This window comes from Streptomyces sp. A0642, from assembly GCF_004795105.1.
Taxonomy (GTDB): domain Bacteria; phylum Actinomycetota; class Actinomycetes; order Streptomycetales; family Streptomycetaceae; genus Streptomyces.
In genome coordinates, this window is sequence record NZ_SSBL01000004.1 from 118928 (window position 1) to 138266 (window position 19339).

6 protein-coding genes are annotated in these 19339 nt (G+C 73.2%); 3 read left to right on the plus strand and 3 right to left on the minus strand.

From position 1 onward, the window contains the following. Positions 1-24: 24 nt before the first annotated feature. Together E6R60_RS10010 and E6R60_RS10015 are read left to right on the plus strand one after the other, a co-directional pair. Entirely contained in the window at positions 25-11640 is an 11616-nt protein-coding gene (locus tag E6R60_RS10010) for a type I polyketide synthase (RefSeq protein WP_136326122.1), read from the plus strand. Positions 11641-11673: 33 nt separating this feature from the next. After that, positions 11674-14796 (plus strand): type I polyketide synthase, encoded by a 3123-nt coding sequence (locus tag E6R60_RS10015; protein WP_136326387.1) that lies wholly within the window; start codon positions 11674-11676, stop codon positions 14794-14796. A 67-nt stretch (positions 14797-14863) separates the two neighbouring features. Here the strand turns inward: E6R60_RS10015 and E6R60_RS10020 are convergent, their stop codons facing one another. Together E6R60_RS10020 and E6R60_RS10025 are read right to left on the minus strand one after the other, a co-directional pair. Beyond that, a complete protein-coding gene (locus tag E6R60_RS10020) occupies positions 14864-16078 on the minus strand; it encodes a cytochrome P450 (RefSeq protein ID WP_136326123.1) in 1215 nt (404 codons plus the stop codon). A gap of 131 nt (positions 16079-16209) precedes the next feature. Beyond that, positions 16210-18636, minus strand: a complete 2427-nt coding sequence (locus tag E6R60_RS10025) for a SpoIIE family protein phosphatase (protein ID WP_240802505.1) — start codon at positions 18634-18636, stop codon at positions 16210-16212. A gap of 223 nt (positions 18637-18859) precedes the next feature. Here E6R60_RS10025 and E6R60_RS36635 point away from each other — a divergent pair, with 223 nt between their 5' ends. Then, positions 18860-19030, plus strand: a complete 171-nt coding sequence (locus tag E6R60_RS36635; RefSeq protein ID WP_168713575.1) for a hypothetical protein — start codon at positions 18860-18862, stop codon at positions 19028-19030. 117 nt (positions 19031-19147) lie between these two features. Here E6R60_RS36635 and E6R60_RS10030 read toward each other — a convergent pair whose 3' ends face one another. Beyond that, positions 19148-19336 (minus strand): antitoxin, encoded by a 189-nt coding sequence (locus E6R60_RS10030; protein ID WP_136326124.1) that lies wholly within the window; start codon positions 19334-19336, stop codon positions 19148-19150. Positions 19337-19339 lie beyond the last annotated feature (3 nt).

A 19339-nucleotide genomic window follows, 5' to 3' on the forward strand; every position in this document is an offset into this window, starting at 1 on the left:
TACGACGAGGAGAGTTGACGTCGCATGACGAACGAGGCCAGGCTCCGCGACTACCTCAAGCGCGTGACCAACGACCTGCTCCAGACCCGGCAGCGACTGACCGAGGTCGAGGCGGAGCGACACGAACCGATCGCCATCGTCGGCATGTCGTGCCGCTACCCGGGCGGGGTGCGCTCCCCCGAGGAACTGTGGGAGATCGTCGCTTCGGGTACCGACGCCATATCCCCGTTCCCGGAGAACCGGGGCTGGGACACGGCGGCGCTCTACGACCCCGACCCCGAGCGGACCGGCCGCAGCTATGCGCGGGAGGGCGGGTTCCTCCACGACGCGGACCGGTTCGACCCGGCGTTCTTCGGGATCAGCCCGCGCGAGGCGACGGCCATCGACCCGCAGCAGAGGCTGCTGCTGGAGAGCGCCTGGGAGGCGTTCGAGCGGGCCGGCATCGATCCGGACACGCTGCGCGGCTCCCGTACCGGGGTGTTCGCCGGAGTGATGTACGGGGACTACGGCGGGCGGATCCGCCGCGCTCCGGACGGCCTGGAGGGGTACATCGGCACCGGCAGCGCCGGGTCGGTGGCGTCCGGCCGCCTCTCGTACACCTTCGGGCTCGAAGGCCCGGCGGTGACCGTGGACACGGCGTGCTCGTCGTCGCTGGTCGCCCTGCATCTGGCCGTGCAGTCGCTGCGGCGGGGCGAGTGCGATCTCGCGCTCGCCGGGGGTGCGACGATCATCGCGACGCCCGGCCTGTTCGTCGAGTTCAGCCGGCAGCGCGGGCTGTCCCCGGACGGGCGGTGCAAGGCGTTCGCGGCGTCGGCGGACGGCACGGGCTGGGGAGAGGGCGTGGGGCTGCTCCTGGTGGAGCGGCTCTCGGACGCCCGCCGCAACGGTCACCGGGTGCTCGCGGTCGTACGCGGCTCCGCCGTCAACCAGGACGGAACAAGCGGGCAACTGTCCGCGCCCAACGGCCCCTCGCAGCAGCGGGTGATCCGCCAGGCCCTCGCCGACGCCGGACTCACCACGGCGGACGTCGACGCCGTCGAGGCGCACGGCACGGGGACGAAGCTGGGCGACCCGATCGAGGCGCAGGCACTGCTCGCCACGTACGGACAGGACCGCTCAGATGAACAGCCTTTGTGGCTGGGGTCGTTGAAGTCGAACATCGGGCACACCCAGGCCGCGGCCGGTGTCGGCGGCATCATCAAGATGGTGCAGGCCATGCGGCACGGGGTGCTGCCGAAGACGCTGCACGTGGACGAGCCGTCCCCGCACGTCGACTGGGACGCCGGAGCCGTACGCCTGCTCACCGAGGACGCGTCGTGGCCCGAGCACGGCAGGCCGCGCCGGGCCGCCGTCTCGTCGTTCGGGATCAGTGGAACGAACGCGCACGTCATTCTGGAGGCGCCCGCGGCCCCGGCCCCCGCCGACGAAGGCGCGGCTCCGGCCGCGCCTTCCGGTGCGGTGCCCTGGCTGCTGTCCGCGCACGACCCCGAGGCCCTCAAGGAGCAGGCCGCGCGGCTGCGTGCGTACGTGGAGGACCGCCCCGCGCTGGACCGGGCGGCGGTCGGCGGAGTGCTGGCCCGGGGCCGCGCCACGCTCGGTCACCGGGCGGTCGTCGTCGCCGGGAGCCACGAGGAGCTCGTGCCGGCGCTCGCATCGCTGGCCGGGGGCGTCCCGTCGGCCGACGTGGTGGAAGGTGTCGCCGCCGATCACGGGAAGACCGTGTTCGTGTTCCCGGGCCAGGGCTCCCAATGGGAAGGCATGGCCCGCGAACTCCTCACCACCTCACCCGTGTTCACCGAACACCTCACCGCCGCCGCCGAAGCACTCCAACCCCACACCGGCTGGAACCTCCTCGACATCCTCCAGAACAAACCCGGCACACCCCCCATCGACCGCGTCGACGTCATCCAACCCGCACTCTTCGCCGTCATGACCTCCCTCGCCAAACTCTGGCAACACCACGGCATCCACCCCGACGCCGTCATCGGACACTCCCAAGGCGAAATCGCCGCCGCCCACATCGCCGGCGCCCTCACCCTCAACGACGCCGCACTCATCACCGCCCTCCGCTCCCGCACCCTCCTCCAACTCGCCGGCACCGGCGCCATGGCCTCCCTCCCCCTCACCCACCAACAAACCACCACCCTCCTCACCCCCCACCCCGACCTCCACATCGCCGCCCACAACGGACCCACCACCACCGTCATCGCAGGCAACCCCCACACCCTCAACACCCTCGTCACCACCCTCAACAACCAAAACATCCGAGCCCGCACCATCCCCGTCGACTACGCCTCCCACACCCCCCACGTCCAACCCCTCCAAAACACCCTCCACACCCTCCTCCACCACATCACCCCCCAACCCACCACCACCGCCTTCTACTCCACACTCACCAACTCCTTCATCGACCCCACGGAACTGAACGGCGACTACTGGTACGAAAACCTCAGCAACCCCGTCCTCTTCGAACCGGCCGTCCGCACACTCCTCGAATCCGGCCACTCCGTCTTCATCGAAATCAGCCCCCACCCCATCCTCACCACCGCACTCCAGGACACCGCCGACACCACCGACACCCACGCCCTCATCACCGGCACCCTCCGCCGCAACGAAGGCACCCTCCACCGCTTCCACCTCTCCCTCGCCCACCTCCACACCCACGGCATCCCCGTCGACTGGACACCGGCCCTGCCCGCCGTGGCGGGTCGCGCCAACGATCTGCCGACCTACCCCTTCCAGCACCGGAGCTACTGGCTGGAGGACGCGGCGAGCGATGGCGATCCGGAGAGCCTCGGGCTGCACACGACCCAGCACCCGCTGCTGACGGCCGCGACGACTCTCGCCCAGGGAGACGCGCTGCTGCTCACGGGCCGGATCTCACTGCGCACCCACCCCTGGCTCGCCGACCACGCCGTCGAGGGAACGGCGGTCCTGCCGGCTGCGGCGGCTGTTGAGCTGGCCCTGGAGGCGGGAAGGCTGCTGGGCGAACTGCCGGTGGCCGAGCTGACGCTCGACATTCCCGTGGTGGTCCCCGCCACCGGCGGCGTGGACGTGCAGGTGACGGCCGGGCCCCCGCGCGGTGACGGCCGCCGCGATCTGACCCTGCACACCCGCGCGTACGACGACGCGGACGACGACGGTGCGCTGCACCGTGCCTGGACCAGCCATGTCACCGGTCTGCTCGGCTCCGCCGAGCCGGCTTCCCAGTCCGTGCCCGCCCCTCTCACCTCCTGGCCCCCCGCCGGGGGGACCGCCGTCGATGTCGCGGAGGTGTACGGGCGGCTGGCCGCGCTGGGCCACGACCTCGGCCCCGCGCTCCAGGGGCTCACGCGGCTGTGGCGGCAGGGCGACGAGCTGTACGCCGAGGTGTCCGCGCCGGAGGGGGTCGCGGGCGACAGCGAACGGTACGGGCTCCATCCGGCCCTCCTCACCGCGGCGCTTCAGTCCCTGCTCTCGGAGGGCGAGGAGCTGCTCGAACCCGTGGCCTGGCACGGCGTGACCCTCCACGCGGTCGGCGCGGGCGGTCTGCGGGTGCGCGTCTCACCGCGCGGGAGGGGCTTCGCCGTCACGCTGGCGGATCCGGCCGGCGCCCCGGTGGCCTCCGTCGACTCGGTCGTCCTGCGGCCGCTGCCCGCCGGGGCCCTGGACCGGGCGGACCGGGCCCGCCACGAGTGGCTGCTCCGCACCGACTGGACGGCGGCGCCCGCACCGGCCGACGGAGGCTCCTCGCCGTACACGAGCTGGACCTCGTCCGCCGAACCCGAGGCCGAGCTGCGGGACGCCTTCGGCGACGCCGTCCACGTCCCGTACGAGCCGGCGCCCTCCGAGGGCACGGCTCCCGGCCTCGTCCTTCTGCACGCGTCGTCCGCGAGCGAACTGCTGCCCGCACTCCAGACCTGGACCGCCGACGCGGCGAACAGCGCCACCCCGCTGGTGGTCCTCACCCATCACGCCGTCACCACCGGACCCGACGATGTGCAGGACCTGGTCCCCTCCCCCGTGTGGGGCCTGGTCCGGGCGGCCCAGGCGGAGAACCCGGGGCGGATCACCCTCGTCGATCTCGACGCCGAACCGTCCTCGCTGGGCGCGCTGCCGACGGCTCTCGCGGCCGGCGAACCGCAATTCGCCCTGCGCAAGGGCGAGGTACGCGTCCCGAGGCTCGTCGCGTCAGTGCCTCAGGACGCCGGTGAGCTTCCCGTCCTGCCCGCGGACTCGACGGTCGTCGTCTCCGGTCGCGGCGACCTCGCCGCAGTCGCGGCCGTCCACGCCGTCGAAGCGCTCGGCGCGCGGCGCCTGCTCCTGCTGTCCCCCGCGGCGGGGCTGGCGGACCGCTTGACCGGTCTGGGCGCGGAGGTCGTCGTGGCGGACGGTGACGTGGCCGACCGCGCATTCCTCGCAGGGGCGCTGGCAGCGCTGCCGCCCGCGCACCCGGTGGGTGCCGTCTTCCACGCACCGTCCGCCCCCGACCGCGCGGTCCTGCTCTCCACCGCACCCGAGGAGTTCGGCGCCGGGCTGCGGGCCGCCGGGGCGGCTGCCTGGAATCTCCACGAGCTGACCCTCGGTCTCGACCTCGGCGCCTTCGTGCTGCTCGCCCCCGACGCGTCGTCGGCCCTCGGCGGCACCGGCCGGGCGGGCGCCGCCGCCGTCGGCACCTACCTCGACGCCCTCGCCCAGCACCGGGGCTCGCTGGGACTGCCGGGCGTCTCCCTCTCCTGGGGCCCCCGGGAGTCCGTGCCGGGCTCCGCCTTCCAGGGGCTCGTCCGCTTCGACGAGAACCAGGTGACCGCCGGTCTGGAGCTGGCGCTGCGCTCGGCGGGCCGGCCCGCCCTGCTCGCCGCCCGCCTGGACCGGGCGGTCCTGGGCGCCCAGGCCGGCAACGGTCTGCTGCCCCCGGTGCTGCGTGCGCTGGTCCGTACGGTCCGTACCGCGGCCGGGGCGGACGCCGCCGCGGCGGGCACGCTCGTCTCAGCCCTGGCTGACCTGTCCGGTCCGGAACAGCTGCTTCTGCTCGGCGAGTTGGTCGGCGAACAGGTGGCAGGCGTGCTGAAGCACTCCGCCGGGGACACCCTCGACGCCTCTCGCGCGTTCAAGGACCTCGGCTTCGACTCGCTGACCGCCGTGGAACTGCGCAACCGGCTCAGCGGGGCGACGGGACTGCGGCTGCCCGCCACGCTCGTCTTCGACCATCCCTCGCCGGCCGCGCTCGCCACCCATCTGCGGGACCGCTTGCTGGGTGGGGCTGCGGACGCCGGCACGCCGGCACCCGCCGGACGCACCCCGGTGCGGGACGGCGAACCCATCGCGATCGTGTCGATGGCCTGCCGCTACCCCGGCGGAGTGCGTACCCCGGAGGACCTGTGGCGGGTGGTGGCGTCGGAGAGCGACGTCATCTCGCCGTTCCCCACCAACAGGGGCTGGGACCTGGACCGGCTGTTCGATCCCGACCCGGCGCACGCGGGGACCTCGTACGCCCGGGAGGGCGGGTTCCTCCACGACGCGGACCAGTTCGACCCGGCGTTCTTCGGGATCAGCCCGCGCGAGGCGACGAGCATGGACCCGCAGCAGCGCCTGCTGCTGGAGAGCGCCTGGGAAGCGTTCGAGCGGGCCGGTATCGACCCGACGTCGTTGCACGGCTCGCGGACCGGGGTGTTCGCGGGGGTCGTGTACACGGACTACGGATCCCGGGTGAAGCTTCCCGCCGATATGGAGGGGTATCTGGGCATCGGCAGCGCGGGCAGTATCGCCTCGGGGCGGATCGCCTACACCCTGGGGCTCGAAGGACCGGCGGTGACCGTGGACACGGCGTGCTCGTCGTCGCTGGTCGCCCTGCATCTGGCCGTGCAGTCGCTGCGGCGGGGCGAGTGCGATCTCGCCCTGGCCGGCGGGGCGACGGTGCTCGCCAACCCCGACATCTTCATCGGTTTCAGCAGGCAGCGCGGACTGGCCCCGGACGGACGCTGCAAGGTCTTCGCGGCCGGTGCGGACGGCACGGCCTTCGGCGAAGGGGTCGGGCTGCTCCTCGTGGAGCGCCTGTCGGACGCCCGCCGCAACGGCCACGACGTACTCGCCGTCGTCCGGGGCACCGCCACCAACCAGGACGGAGCGAGCAACGGTCTCACGGCGCCCAATGGCCCGTCGCAGCAGCGGGTGATCCGCCAGGCCCTCGCCGACGCCGGGCTGACCGCCTCCGATGTGGACGCCATGGAGGCCCACGGCACGGGGACGACACTGGGCGACCCGATCGAGGCGCAGGCGCTGATTGCCACGTACGGACAGGACCGCCCCAGTGAACGCCCCTTGTGGCTGGGGTCGTTGAAGTCGAACATCGGGCACACCCAGGCCGCGGCCGGTGTCGGCGGCATCATCAAGATGGTGCAGGCCATGCGGTACGGGGTGCTGCCGAAGACGCTGCACGTGGACGAGCCGTCCCCGCACGTCGACTGGGACGCCGGAGCCGTACGCCTGCTCACGGAGGCCCGGGAGTGGCTGCCGGACGGGCGTCCGCGCCGTGCCGGTGTCTCCGGATTCGGCATGAGCGGCACCAACGCGCACGTCGTACTGGAGGAGGCTCCGGACGACCTGCCGGTGGCCGAACCGGTGGTGGCAGGTGCGACGCCGCTGCCGTGGCTGTTGTACGGCCAGACCGCCGAGGCGCTCGCCACGCACGCCGGGCAGCTGCGCCGCCACCTCCAGGAGTTCCCCGAGACGGATGCCGCTCCGGCGGTGAAGGCGCTGGCGACGGGCCGGGCCGGGCTCCCCCATCGCGCGGTCGTCGTCGCACAGGACCGGGAACGGCTCCTGGAGACCCTCGCGGACCTGGAGCGGGGGACGGCCGGCGCGGATGCGGTACGCGGGACGGCCGCCGATCACGGGAAGACCGTGTTCGTGTTCCCGGGCCAGGGCTCCCAATGGGAAGGCATGGCCCGCGAACTCCTCACCACCTCACCCGTGTTCACCGAACACCTCACCGCCGCCGCCGAAGCACTCCAACCCCACACCGGCTGGAACCTCCTCGACATCCTCCAGAACAAACCCGGCACACCCCCCATCGACCGCGTCGACGTCATCCAACCCGCACTCTTCGCCGTCATGACCTCCCTCGCCAAACTCTGGCAACACCACGGCATCCACCCCGACGCCGTCATCGGACACTCCCAAGGCGAAATCGCCGCCGCCCACATCGCCGGCGCCCTCACCCTCAACGACGCCGCACTCATCACCGCCCTCCGCTCCCGCACCCTCCTCCAACTCGCCGGCACCGGCGCCATGGCCTCCCTCCCCCTCACCCACCAACAAACCACCACCCTCCTCACCCCCCACCCCGACCTCCACATCGCCGCCCACAACGGACCCACCACCACCGTCATCGCAGGCAACCCCCACACCCTCAACACCCTCGTCACCACCCTCAACAACCAAAACATCCGAGCCCGCACCATCCCCGTCGACTACGCCTCCCACACCCCCCACGTCCAACCCCTCCAAAACACCCTCCACACCCTCCTCCACCACATCACCCCCCAACCCACCACCACCGCCTTCTACTCCACACTCACCAACTCCTTCATCGACCCCACGGAACTGAACGGCGACTACTGGTACGAAAACCTCAGCAACCCCGTCCTCTTCGAACCGGCCGTCCGCACACTCCTCGAATCCGGCCACTCCGTCTTCATCGAAATCAGCCCCCACCCCATCCTCACCACCGCACTCCAGGACACCGCCGACACCACCGACACCCACGCCCTCATCACCGGCACCCTCCGCCGCAACGAAGGCACCCTCCACCGCTTCCACCTCTCCCTCGCCCACCTCCACACCCACGGCATCCCCGTCGACTGGACACCGGCTCTGCCCGCCGTGGCGGGTCGCGCCAACGATCTGCCGACCTACCCCTTCCAGCGGCGCCGCTACTGGCTGGAGGGGCCCGCCGCCCACAGCGACGCGGGACGTCTCGGGGTGGATTCCGCCGACCATCCGTTCCTGGCCGCGTCGACCACGCTCGCCCAGGGCGACGCGCTGCTGCTGACGGGCAGGATCTCGCTCCGCACCCACCCCTGGCTCGCCGACCACGCCGTGAGCGGTACCCCCCTGCTCCCGGCCACAGCTCAGCTGGAGCTCGCACTCCAGGCGGCCAGGCACGTCGGTGCCGGTGCGGTGGAGGAACTGACCCTGGAGGCACCGCTGTTCGTCCCGGAGCGCGGTGCTGTGCGGATCCAGGCGTCGGTGGATGCGCCGGACGCCGAGGGACGGCGGCGGCTGACCGTCCACGCGCGGCCCGATGAGGCGGCGGACGACGTCCTGGGCGAGGAGCCGGCCTGGACCCGGCACGCCACCGGCGTCCTCGCCCCGGCCGACCCCGCTCCCCCCGCAGCCGCGGAGGGCGATGGAGCGGTCTGGCCGCCGGACGGGGCCACCGCGCTCGACACCGACGGGCTGTACGCGGAACTCGCCGCGCTGGGGTACGAGTACGGCCCCGCCTTCCGCAATCTGACCGCCGCCTGGCGGTCGGGCGACACCGTGTACGGCGAGGTCTCGCTCGCGCCCGAACTCCATGCGGAGGCGGCCCGGTTCGTCCTTCACCCGGCGCTCCTGGACTCGGCCCTCCACACGCTGGGGCTGGGCGATTTCCTCGGCGAGGGCATCCGGCTGCCGTTCTCCTGGTCGGGGGCGGCGCTGCGGGCGACGGGAGCCACGGCCCTGCGGGTGACGGTCTCTCCCGGCGAGGCGGGACGGGACACGGTCCGGGTCTCGGTCGCCGACCCCGCGGGCGCGCCCGTGCTGGCCGTGGAGACGCTCACCCTGCGGCCGGTCTCCCCCGGTCAGCTGCCCGCCGCCCCGGGATCGTCCGCCGCCGACTCGCTCTACGCCCTGGAGTGGACGGAACTCGGCGAGCCGGCGCCGTCCGGGCAGACGGCGGACGCGTTCGCCGTGCTCGACGCCACCGCCCCGTTCGAGGGCGCCGCTCCCGTCGCGGCCGGCACGGCCGTGGAGTGGCTGCTCGGCCGTCTGCAGGAGCACCTGGCCGACGGGGAACAGCCGGAGGCCCGCCTCGTCGTGCTCACCCGCCGGGCCGTGGCGGTCCGGGCCGGTGATCCGGTCGATCTGGCGGCCGCCCCGCTGTGGGGGCTCGCGCGGTCGGCCGCCACGGAGAATCCCGGCCGCATCACCCTGGTGGACCTCGACGGCGAAGGGTCCTCCCAGGACGTGCTCGCGGCGGCCGTCGCCACCGAGGAGCCTCAGCTGGCGTTGCGCGACGGCCGGATGCTGGTCCCCAGACTGCGCAGGACGGAAACCGGGGCGGCGAGCGTCGTGCCGCCCGAGGGCGTGGCAGGCTGGCGGCTGGAGACCCCCGGCGGTTCGCCGGACGATCTGCACGCCGCCGTCCATCCGGCAGCGGAGGCGCCGCTGGCCGAGGGCCAGGTACGGATCGAGGTCCGGGCGGCCGGGCTCAACTTCCGCGACGTGCTGACCGCCCTCGGCATGGTGCCGGCCGGTGCTCCGCTCGGGACGGAGGCCGCGGGCACCGTCGTCGAGACGGGTCCCGGGGTCGACGGGTTCGAGGTCGGCGACCGCGTGTTCGGCCTGGTGCCCGGTGCGGTGGGGCCACGGGCCGTCGCCGACCGGCGGCTGATCGCCCGTATGCCGCGCGGCTGGTCGTACGCGGAGGCGGCAGGCGTGCCCGCCGTGTTCACCACGGCCTACTACGGGCTGGTCGAGCTGGCCGGGCTGGGCAGCGGTGAACGGGTGCTGATCCACTCCGGGGCCGGCGGCGTCGGCATGGCGGCGCTCCAGGTGGCCCGCCACCTCGGGGCCGAGGTGTTCGCCACGGCGAGCCCGGCGAAGTGGGGCGCCCTGCGGGCGCTCGGCCTCGACGCGGACCACATCGCCTCCTCGCGGACGACCGGGTTCGAGCAGCAGGTCCTCGACGTGACGGGCCGCGCGGACACCGCACCCGGGGTCGACGTCGTCCTCAACTCCTTGACCGGGGAGTTCATCGACGCCTCCTTGCGCCTGTTGTCCTCCGGCGGACGGTTCATCGAGATGGGTATCGCGGACCTGCGGGACCCGGAGGAGATCGCGGCGGTCCGGCCCGGTGTCGCGTACCGGCCGTTCGAGCTGCTGGACATGGACCCGGACCTGGTCGGGGACGTACTGACGCGGGTCCTCGCCCTGTTCGAGCAGGGTGTGCTGTCGCCGCTCCCGGTCACCACCTGGGATGTGAGCCGGGCGCCCGATGCCTTCCGCCACTTCGGACAGGCCCGTCAGGTCGGCAAGGTGGTGCTGACGCTGCCGCCGCGCACGGCGCCGGAGGGAACGGTCCTGATCACCGGTGGCACCGGCACCCTGGGGTCGGCCCTGGCCCGGCACCTGGTGACCGCGCACGGTGTGCGCCACCTGCTGCTCACGGGCCGGCGCGGTCCCGAGGCCCCTGGCGCGGCGGAACTGCGCGCCGAACTGGAGGGCCTGGGTGCCACGGTGCGGATCGCCGCCTGCGATGCCGCCGACCGGAACGCGCTCGCCGGACTGCTGGCTTCGGTCCCGTCCGGGCGGCCGCTGACGGGCGTGGTGCACGCGGCCGGGGTCCTGGACGACGGGGTGCTCGCCTCGTTGACCCCGGAGAAGGTCCGTGCGGTGCTGCGGCCCAAGGCGGACGCGGCCTGGAATCTGCACAAGCTGACCCGGGATCTGGACCTCTCCCTGTTCGTGCTGTTCTCCTCCGCCTCGGGGCTCCTCGGGGGCGCGGGACAGGGCAACTACGCGGCGGCCAACGTCTTCCTGGACGCGCTGGCCGGGCACCGGCGGGCGCGCGGGCTGCCCGCGGTGTCCCTCGCGTGGGGCATGTGGGAGGCGGCCAGCGGCATGACCGGGCATCTGGCCGGCGCCGACCGCGCCCGCATCACGCGGGGCGGGCTCGTCCCGATGTCGGTGCCCGAGGGCCTGGCGTTGTTCGACGCAGCCCTGGCCGACGGCCGCCCGCTGCTCGTCCCCGCGCCCCTCGACGGCGCCGGACTGCGGGCGCTCTCCGAATCCGGCCCCGGAACCGGTGGGGTGCCCGCCGTGCTGCGGTCACTGGTCAGGGCGCCCGCCGTCCGCCGGGCGGCGAGCGGCGCGCGCGTACCCGCCTCGTCGGCGGCGGAGCGGCTCACGGCGTTGCGCGGTCCCGAGCGCGCTCAGGCGCTCCTCACTCTGGTGCGTGAGCAGGTGGCGGCCGTGCTCGGCCATCTGACGGCGGACGACATCACCGCCGACCGGGCGTTCAAGGAGATCGGGTTCGACTCGCTGACGGCGGTCGAGCTGCGCAACCGGATCTCGGCGGCCACCGGGCTGCGACTGCCCACCACCACGGTGTTCGACTTCCCCACCCCCACGGCGCTCGCCGAGCGGCTGTCCGTGCTCCTGGCCCCGGACGAGCGGACGGACGCCGCCGAACTGGAACGGCTGCTGGAGTCGGTGACGGTGGGCAGCGAGGGGTTCCACGAGCTGAGGGAGCGGCTGCGGGCAGCACTGTGGCGGTGGGACGAACAGGCGGCTGATCCCGCCGGCGGGGCCGGCCGGGCACCGGACGGCGATCTGGACACCGCGACGGACGAGGAACTGTTCCGCGCGCTCGACGAGGAACTGGGGGCGTCGTGACAGGCCATTTCAGCGTACGAGAGGGCGATGGCGATGAGTAACGAGGACAAGCTCCGCGACTACCTGAAACGGACGACGGCCGACCTCAGGCAGGCCCGGCGCAGGATCAGGGAACTGGAGGACAGGGAGCACGAGCCGGTCGCGATCGTGGCGATGGGATGCCGGTTCCCGGGCGGGGCCGACTCCCCCGAGGCACTGTGGCGGCTGGTGGCCGAGGAGACGGACGCGGTGTCCGGCTTCCCCGAGGACCGCGGCTGGGACACGGAGCGGCTCTACGACCCGGATCCGGACCGCGTCGGGAGCACGTACACCCGAGCGGGCGGATTCCTGGAGGGCGCCGCCGAGTTCGACGCGTCCTTCTTCGGCATGGGCCCGAGGGAGGCCGTGGCCACCGACCCCCAGCACCGGCAGCTTCTGGAGGTGGCCTGGGAGACCCTGGAGCGCGCGGGAATCGCCCCCGGTTCCCTTCGCGGAAGCCGTACGGGCGTCTTCGCCGGTGTGGTGTCCCAGGCCTATGTGCCGCCGCCGGACCAGGTGCCCGAGGGATTCGAGGGGCACCTGATGACGGGCAACGCGACGAGTGTCGCCTCCGGCCGGATCGCCTACCACCTCGGTCTGGAGGGCCCGGCCGTCACGCTCGACACGGCGTGCTCCTCCTCGCTCGTTGCCATGCACCTGGCGGCGCAGTCGCTGCGGCGCGGGGAGAGCGACCTCGCGCTGGCGGGCGGCGTCACCGTGATGGCCACCCCGCTGCTCCTGGTCGAGTTCAGCCGGCAGCGCGGGCTGGCCCCCGACGGCCGGTGCAAGGCGTTCGACTCGGCGGCCGATGGCACCGGGTTCTCGGAGGGTGTCGGCCTCGTCCTGCTGGAGCGGCTCTCCGACGCCCGCCGCAACGGCCGGCGCATCCTCGCGGTGCTGCGCGGCTCCGCGGTCAACCAGGACGGTGCGAGCAACGGCCTCACCGCCCCGAACGGCCCGACGCAGGTCCGGGTCATCCAGCAGGCGCTGGCGTCCGCCCGGCTCGCCCCGCAGCAGGTGGACGCGGTGGAGGCGCACGGCACCGGTACCCGGCTGGGCGACCCGATCGAGGCCCAGGCCCTGCTCGCGGCCTACGGCCAGGGGCGCCCGGAGGACGAACCGCTCCTCCTGGGGTCGCTCAAGTCGAACATCGGTCACACCCAGGCGGCGGCCGGGGTGGCCGGGGTGATCAAAATGGTGCAGGCGATGCGCCACGGGGTGCTGCCGCGCACGCTGCACGTGACGGAGCCGACCCCCCACGTCGACTGGGCCTCGGGTTCCGTGCGGCTGCTCACGGAAGCCGTCGAGTGGCCCGACCGGGGCCGGCCGCGCCGGGCCGGGGTCTCGTCCTTCGGCATCAGCGGCACCAACGCGCACGTCATCCTGGAACAGGCCGAAGCCGGGGACGAGGCGCGGGCACCACGGGAAGTGGCCCCGGCCGAGGGGCCCTCGGCCCCCCTCCTGCCGGAGCCCTCGGCTCCCTGGCCGCTGTCGGCACGTACGGAATCGGCGCTGCGGGCCCAGGCCGGCCGGCTGCACGCCCATCTCGTCGCGGCACCGGATCTGCGGGCCCACGAGGTGGGCCGGACGCTGGCCCTGGGGCGTACGGCGTTCCGCCATCGCGCGGTGGTCCTGCCGGGCGACCGTACCGGGCAGCTGGCGGCCCTGGCGGCGCTGGCGTCGGGCGGGAAGCCGGCCCGGGCGGTATACGGCGGTGCGGCCGCACCCCCCTCCACCGCCTACCTCTTCACCGGACAGGGCAGTCAACGCCCCGGAATGGGAGCGGAGTTGTACGAGCTTCGGCCGGCCTTCGCCAAGGCCCTCGACGAGGTGTGCGGGGCCTTCGAGCCGGTTCTGCCACGCCCGCTGAAGGACGTGCTGTTCGCGGCGGAGGGCAGCGAGGAAGCGGCGCTGCTGGAGCGCACGGAGTACGCGCAGCCCGCACTGTTCGCCGTCGAGACCGCGCTGTTCCGCCTCCTTGAGCAGCTGCTTCCCGCTCCGGGCCAGGTCGCCGGGCACTCGATCGGCGGTCTCGCCGCCGTTCACGCGGCGGGGGTGCTGTCGCTGGAGGACGCCTGCACCCTGGTCGCCGCGCGGGGCAGGCTCATGCAGGCCATGCCCCCGGGGGGCGCGATGGTGGCGTGCGAAGCGTCGGAGGAGGAGGTGCGCGAGACCCTCGCCCGGTACGAGGGGAGGGCGGATGTGGCGGCGGTCAACGGCCCGCTGTCGACGGTGGTGTCGGGGGACGCGGACGCGGTGGCGGAGGTCGCCGCCGCGTTCCGGGAGCGGGGCCGCAGAACCCACCGCCTCCGGGTGAGTCACGCCTTCCACTCCCACCACATGGACGGGACGCTGGACGAGCTGCGTGCGGTGGTGGCGCGGCTGCGCTTCCGCGAGCCCGGGATCCCCGTCGTCTCCGATCTGACCGGGCGCCTCACCGGTCTCGACGAGCTGCGCCGGCCGGACTACTGGGCGCGGCACCTGCGTTCACCGGTGCGGTTCGGCGACGCGGTGGCCACGCTGGCCGGTGCGGGGGCGGCCGCCTTCGTGGAGGTGGGACCCGACGCCGTGCTCACTCCGTTGGTGGCGGCCTGCCTGCCCGGGACCGCGCCCCTGGTCGTTCCGGCGCAGGTGCGCGACCGGCCGGGCGAGGAGACGTTCGCGGTGGCGCTCTCCGCCCTCCACGCGGCGGGCGCGGACGTGCGCTGGCAGAGCTGGTACGGGGAGCAGGCTTCTCCCCCGGCCGAGTTGCCGACCTATCCCTTCGAGCGCACCCGTCACTGGTGGCCGGTTCCGGCGAGCGGCGCACCGGAGGCGCGGCGGCCGGTGGAACCGGCGGAGCTCGTGGAGCCGGTGGAGCGCGCGGAGCCGGTGGCGGCGCCTGCGCCGGAGGAGGAAGGCGCGCTGCTGGATCTCGTACGGCTCCACGCGGCGCATGTGCTCGGTCACGAGTCACCGGAGGCGATCGCGGCCGAGGACAACTTCCTGGACATCGGCTTCTCGTCGTTCACCGCGCTGGAGGTCCGCAACCGGCTCTGCGAGGCGACCGGCCTGCTCCTGCCGCCGGTACTGCTCTTCGACCACCCGACACCGTCGGCCGTCGCCGGCTTCATCCGGGGCGAGCTGGCCGCCGCGTAGCCGTGGCGTGACGACGAGAGCCGGGCCCTGCGGACGGGGCCCGGCTCTCGTCGTCGTACGGCGGAGGTCACCAGGTGACCGGCAGCCGGAACACCCCCTGCACGGAGCCGCCCGGCTTGACGCCCAGTGCGTCGAGGGGCTCGGTCAGCCGCAACGTCGGTATGCGGGTGGCGAGTTCGTGGAGGGCGATCTCCAGCTCGGCCCGGGCGAGGTTCTGGCCGATGCACTGGTGGACGCCGTAGCCGAAGGCGAGGTGGTGGCGGGTGCCGCGCCGGACGTCGAGGGTGTCGGGGTCGGTGAAGACGTGCGGTGAGCGGTTGGCCGCCGCGTTCGGCAGGTAGACGCCGTCGCCCTCCTCGACCACGACTCCGCCGATCTCTATGTCGGCGGCCGCGACCCGCTGAAGCTCGTCGGCGACCGAGAGGAAGCGCAGCAGCTCCTCGACCGCTCCGGACGCGACGCCCGGGTCGTTGCGCAACTCGGCTAGCTGGTCGGGGTGTTCGAGCAGGGTGAGCACGCTCAGCCCGATCATGTTCGCGGTCGTCTCGTGCCCCGCCACCAGCAGGAACATCGCGATGGAGGCCAGCTCCAGCCGTCCCAGCTGCCCGGTGGCCAGGCGATCGACGATCAGTTCGTCGAGCAGCCCCTCCCCCGGCTTGACCTCCTTGGCCGCGATGAGTTCGCCGAAGTAGCCGACCAGGGCCGCGCTGGCGTCGGACGCCTCCTGCGCCGTGCTGGTCGCCTGCACCATCCGGCTCGTCTGCTGCTCGAAGAATTCGTGGTCGGCGTACGGAACACCCAGAAGCTCGCAGATGACGGTGGAGGGGACCGGCAGGGCGAATTCGGGCACGAGGTCGGCGGTGGACCTCCCGTCGGCGAGCAGGGCGTCGATCTTCTCCCCGACGATGCGGCGGATGGCGGGCCGCAGGGAGTTGACTCGCTTCACGGTGAAGCTGGGGATCAGCATGCGCCGCTGGACGTCGTGCTCCGGCGGGTCCATGCCCACCAGCGCCGTCAGCTTGGCGGCGGCCATGCGCGGGACGAGCACCGGGAAGTCGGGACGGGTCCGGTCCGACGAGAGCCGGGGATCGACGAGGAGCCGACGGGTCTCCTCGTAGCCGGTGACCACCCAGGCCACGCGGCCGTCGTACAGGCGCACCCGTGCGAGCGGCCCCTTTTCGCGCAGCTCCTCGTAACCGGCCGGCGGGTGGTAGGGGCAGCCGCGTGTCATCGGGAATTCCGGCAGCCCAGTGCTCTCGGTCGTCACGGTGTCGATGGTCATGCGGCCCCCAGGCGCTCGGTTCACAGCCGGGTGTCCGGCGTGAACCGGCATTGTCGGGAGGGCCGGTTAAGGAGTTCTAAAGCCGCGTGCCGGCAGGTGCGGCCCTACGGCTCCCCGGCCGCCTCGGCTCCCTACGGCTCCCCGGCCGCCCAGGGCTCTCGGGCGGCCAGCAGCAGGGCGATGTCGTCGGGGCGGTCCGCGGCCTGCCTGGCGCGGCCGATGACGTGGTCGGCCGTTTCGGCCAGGGCGGCCGGGCCGAACGCGGCGATCGTGGAGCGCAGCCGCTCGACGCCCACGTCGATGTCCGTTCCCGACTCCTCGACCATGCCGTCGGTGTACAGGGCGAGCATCTCCCCCGGGGCGAGGTGGAGTTCGGTGACGGGGTAGGACGCTTCGGCGTCGATGCCGAGCACGATGCCACCCGGCAGGTCCATGACCTCGGCCGTACCGTCCGGGCGGCGAAGCACCGGCTGCGGATGGCCGGCCCGCACGGCCCGCGTGGTGCCGGTGGCCGGGTCGATGACGATGTAGCAGCAGCTGGCGAACTGGCCGGAGTCGAGATCGATGAGCAGCCGGTTGGTGCCGGTCATCACCTCCTGCGGATCGTGTCCGCTGAGCGCGAAGGCCCGCACGGCGCTGCGCAGCTGGCCCATGGTCGCGGCCGCCGCGACGCCGTGGCCCTGTACGTCCCCGATGACCAGCGCCACTTTCCGGCCGGTCTGGATGACGTCGTACCAGTCGCCGCCGACGTCCATGCCCTGGGTGCCGGCAAGATACCGGCCCTCGGTGCCGATTCCCTCGACGACGGGGAGCCTGTGCGGGAGGAGGACGTCCTGAAGCCCACGGGCCAGGGCCGCCTCGGAGTCGTAGCGCTGGGCCCGTTCGAGTGCCTGGGCGATGAGGCCGGCGAGGGCCGTGAGGACGGTGCGCTCCTCCGGGCTGAAGCCCCGCGGCTGGTCGAAGCCGAGGATGCAGGAGCCGACGTGGCGTCCCGAGGCGATCAGGGGCAGGAAGGCACGGGCGCCGGTGTCGGTGTCCATGGGGATGCCGGGGTAGGCGGCGGCCAGTCGCCCCATGGATTCGAAGAAGATGGGGCGCCCGGTGGTCAGGGTGTCGACGCCGGGGATGCGGGCGTCCAGGGCGACGCCGTCGAACCGGTTGAGGAAGCCGTGGGGGAAGCCGGTCTCCCACTCCAGGAAGAGGTGGCCCTCCTTCAGCAGGTAGATCGCGAGCTGTCGGCCTCCGAAGGCGGGGAGCAGTTCCTCGGTGACCACGGCGGAGACCTGCCGGGCGGTGACCGCCTCGGTGAGGGCGATGGCCAGGGCGACCGGGCGGTAGAGCGCGGCTGAGCGGTCGGCCGGGGAGCCGAGCCCCAGGCCGGGCGAGGCGACGGACTCCGGCGCGTACGCCGGCTGTTCGGTGGGGGTGAGCACGACGGTGAGACCGTCGTGACCGGGGTAGAGGGAGAGGGACAGCCAGGGACCGGGGGTGCGCCGGGCGAGGAAGTGGACCGGTGTGTCGGAGAGCATCGCGGCGCGGTAGTGGTCCTCGTAGGCCGGGTTCGCGAACCACGGCAGGGCCTCCCAGAGCACCTGTCCGATCAGCTCCGAGCGGGGGCGGCCGAGGATCTCCTCGGCCAGGCCGTTGAGGTAGGTCATTCGGGCGAAGCGGTCGAGGGAGAAGATGCCGCGCGGCAGCCGGTCGGCAGCCTCGGCGACGACCGGGCCGATGCCGAGGTCCACCAGGAATCCGGTCAGGTGGGTCGGGGAGCCGGGGCCGGCGCCTGATTCCCGGCGTCCCGACACCTCCAGCAGGTGCGAGCGGCCGTCGGGGCCGCGCAGCCGCATCCTGCGGACGACGGGGCCGCCCGAGTCCGCTGCCTGGCGCGCCAGCGCCCAGAGCCCGTAGACGTCCTCGGGTGCCAGCCGCGCCGCGAGCGCGTCGATCGTGCCGGGGAACTCGGCGCGGCCGGTGCCGAGGATGGCGCACAGTTCGTCGTCCGCGCCGACGGCTCCGGTGTCGAGGTCCCAGTCGAACCGGCCGATCCTCACGGGGGGCGAACTGCCCGCCGGGAGCTGGACGGGGAGGGGCTCCTCCTCCCATTGCACCGGTGTCCCCGTGGCCTCCAAGCCGTCCAGCGCGGCGCCGAGCCCTGCGGCGATGCTCTGCAGTCTGCGCCGGTCGGTGGTCCCGACCGGCTTGCCGGGGGTCGCCGCGCGCAGCACGACCAGGACGCCGACCGGCCTGCCGCCGCTGAAGACGGGCACGTACAGGGAGCCGAAGGGGAACGGGAGCCCTGCCATCAGCTGCGGGAAGCGGCGCATCGCCTCCTCCGCGTCGGCGAGATGCACGGCCTGGCCGGACCGGAACGCCTCGGCGACGGGGAACGGCCGGTTCACGTGCATCCGCCACCACGGCCGGAACAGCGGTCCGGGCAGTCCCGCGAGTACCGCGAGCTTCAGGAGGCCCGGAGTGAGGGAGCGCAGGTAGACGCCACCCGCCCGTCCGCCGGCGGCTTCCACCGCGTTCACGACGGACTGGGCGAGCACCAGCGACATCTGGTCCGGCGCCCCGCCGTTCCCGAGTCTCCCGGGCATGCTGCTGCCCTGACTGAGCGGCTTGCGCCGGACCGCGCCGTACCAGGTCACCCCGCCAGCATGCTCCCCCGTCGCCGTGCCCCGCATTTCGAGGCGCAGGGCACAGCCGACCGAAATGCACCCTTCGTCGTTGTATGCAACTCTGAAGACGGCCCATCGTCCGATCCGCACAGGAGGCACGATCATGGGCAAGAAGCAGAGCCGGCAGAACCGCGGCTCCCGGGCCGGAGGCCATGAGCGCTCCGCGGCTGCGGAGATCAAGGAACAGCCGGGCGCGGCGCCCGCACCCGAGTCGGTGAAGGCCATCTCCGAGCAGGTCTCCCACAAGCGCGAACGGAAGTTCGGCCACAACTGACCGCGCGCCGGCGACCGAGCGCCCCGCCCCCCTGCCGCGCGGCAGGCGAGCGACATGCGCCACATCTTTGTGCGGTGGCTCCGCCCGGGCGGAGCCACCGCACAAAGATGTAGGGTCCTACCGCTGATCGGTGGGCGGACGGCGGTCACCGATCTGGTCATTGAGCCTCTGCTGGGCGGAGTCGACCTGGCCGCTGTACTTGCTGCCCGTCTTCTTGTCGACGAAGTCGCCGCCCTTGTCGACTCCCTTGCGGGCCTGGTCGGGATGCCCCTTGATCATGTCCTTGATCTTGTCGAGCATGCTCATGAC

What these genes read in the sequence shown, in the direction of transcription:
- E6R60_RS10010 (WP_136326122.1), top strand. Translation starts at nt 25, where the DNA reads ATGACGAACGAGGCCAGGCTCCGCGACTACCTCAAGCGCGTGACCAAC.
- E6R60_RS10015 (WP_136326387.1), top strand. Translation starts at nt 11,674, where the DNA reads ATGAGTAACGAGGACAAGCTCCGCGACTACCTGAAACGGACGACGGCC.
- E6R60_RS10020 (WP_136326123.1), bottom strand. Translation starts at nt 16,078, where the DNA reads ATGACCATCGACACCGTGACGACCGAGAGCACTGGGCTGCCGGAATTC.
- E6R60_RS10025 (WP_240802505.1), bottom strand. Translation starts at nt 18,636, where the DNA reads ATGTCGCTGGTGCTCGCCCAGTCCGTCGTGAACGCGGTGGAAGCCGCC.
- E6R60_RS36635 (WP_168713575.1), top strand. Translation starts at nt 18,860, where the DNA reads ATGGGCAAGAAGCAGAGCCGGCAGAACCGCGGCTCCCGGGCCGGAGGC.
- E6R60_RS10030 (WP_136326124.1), bottom strand. Translation starts at nt 19,336, where the DNA reads ATGAGCATGCTCGACAAGATCAAGGACATGATCAAGGGGCATCCCGAC.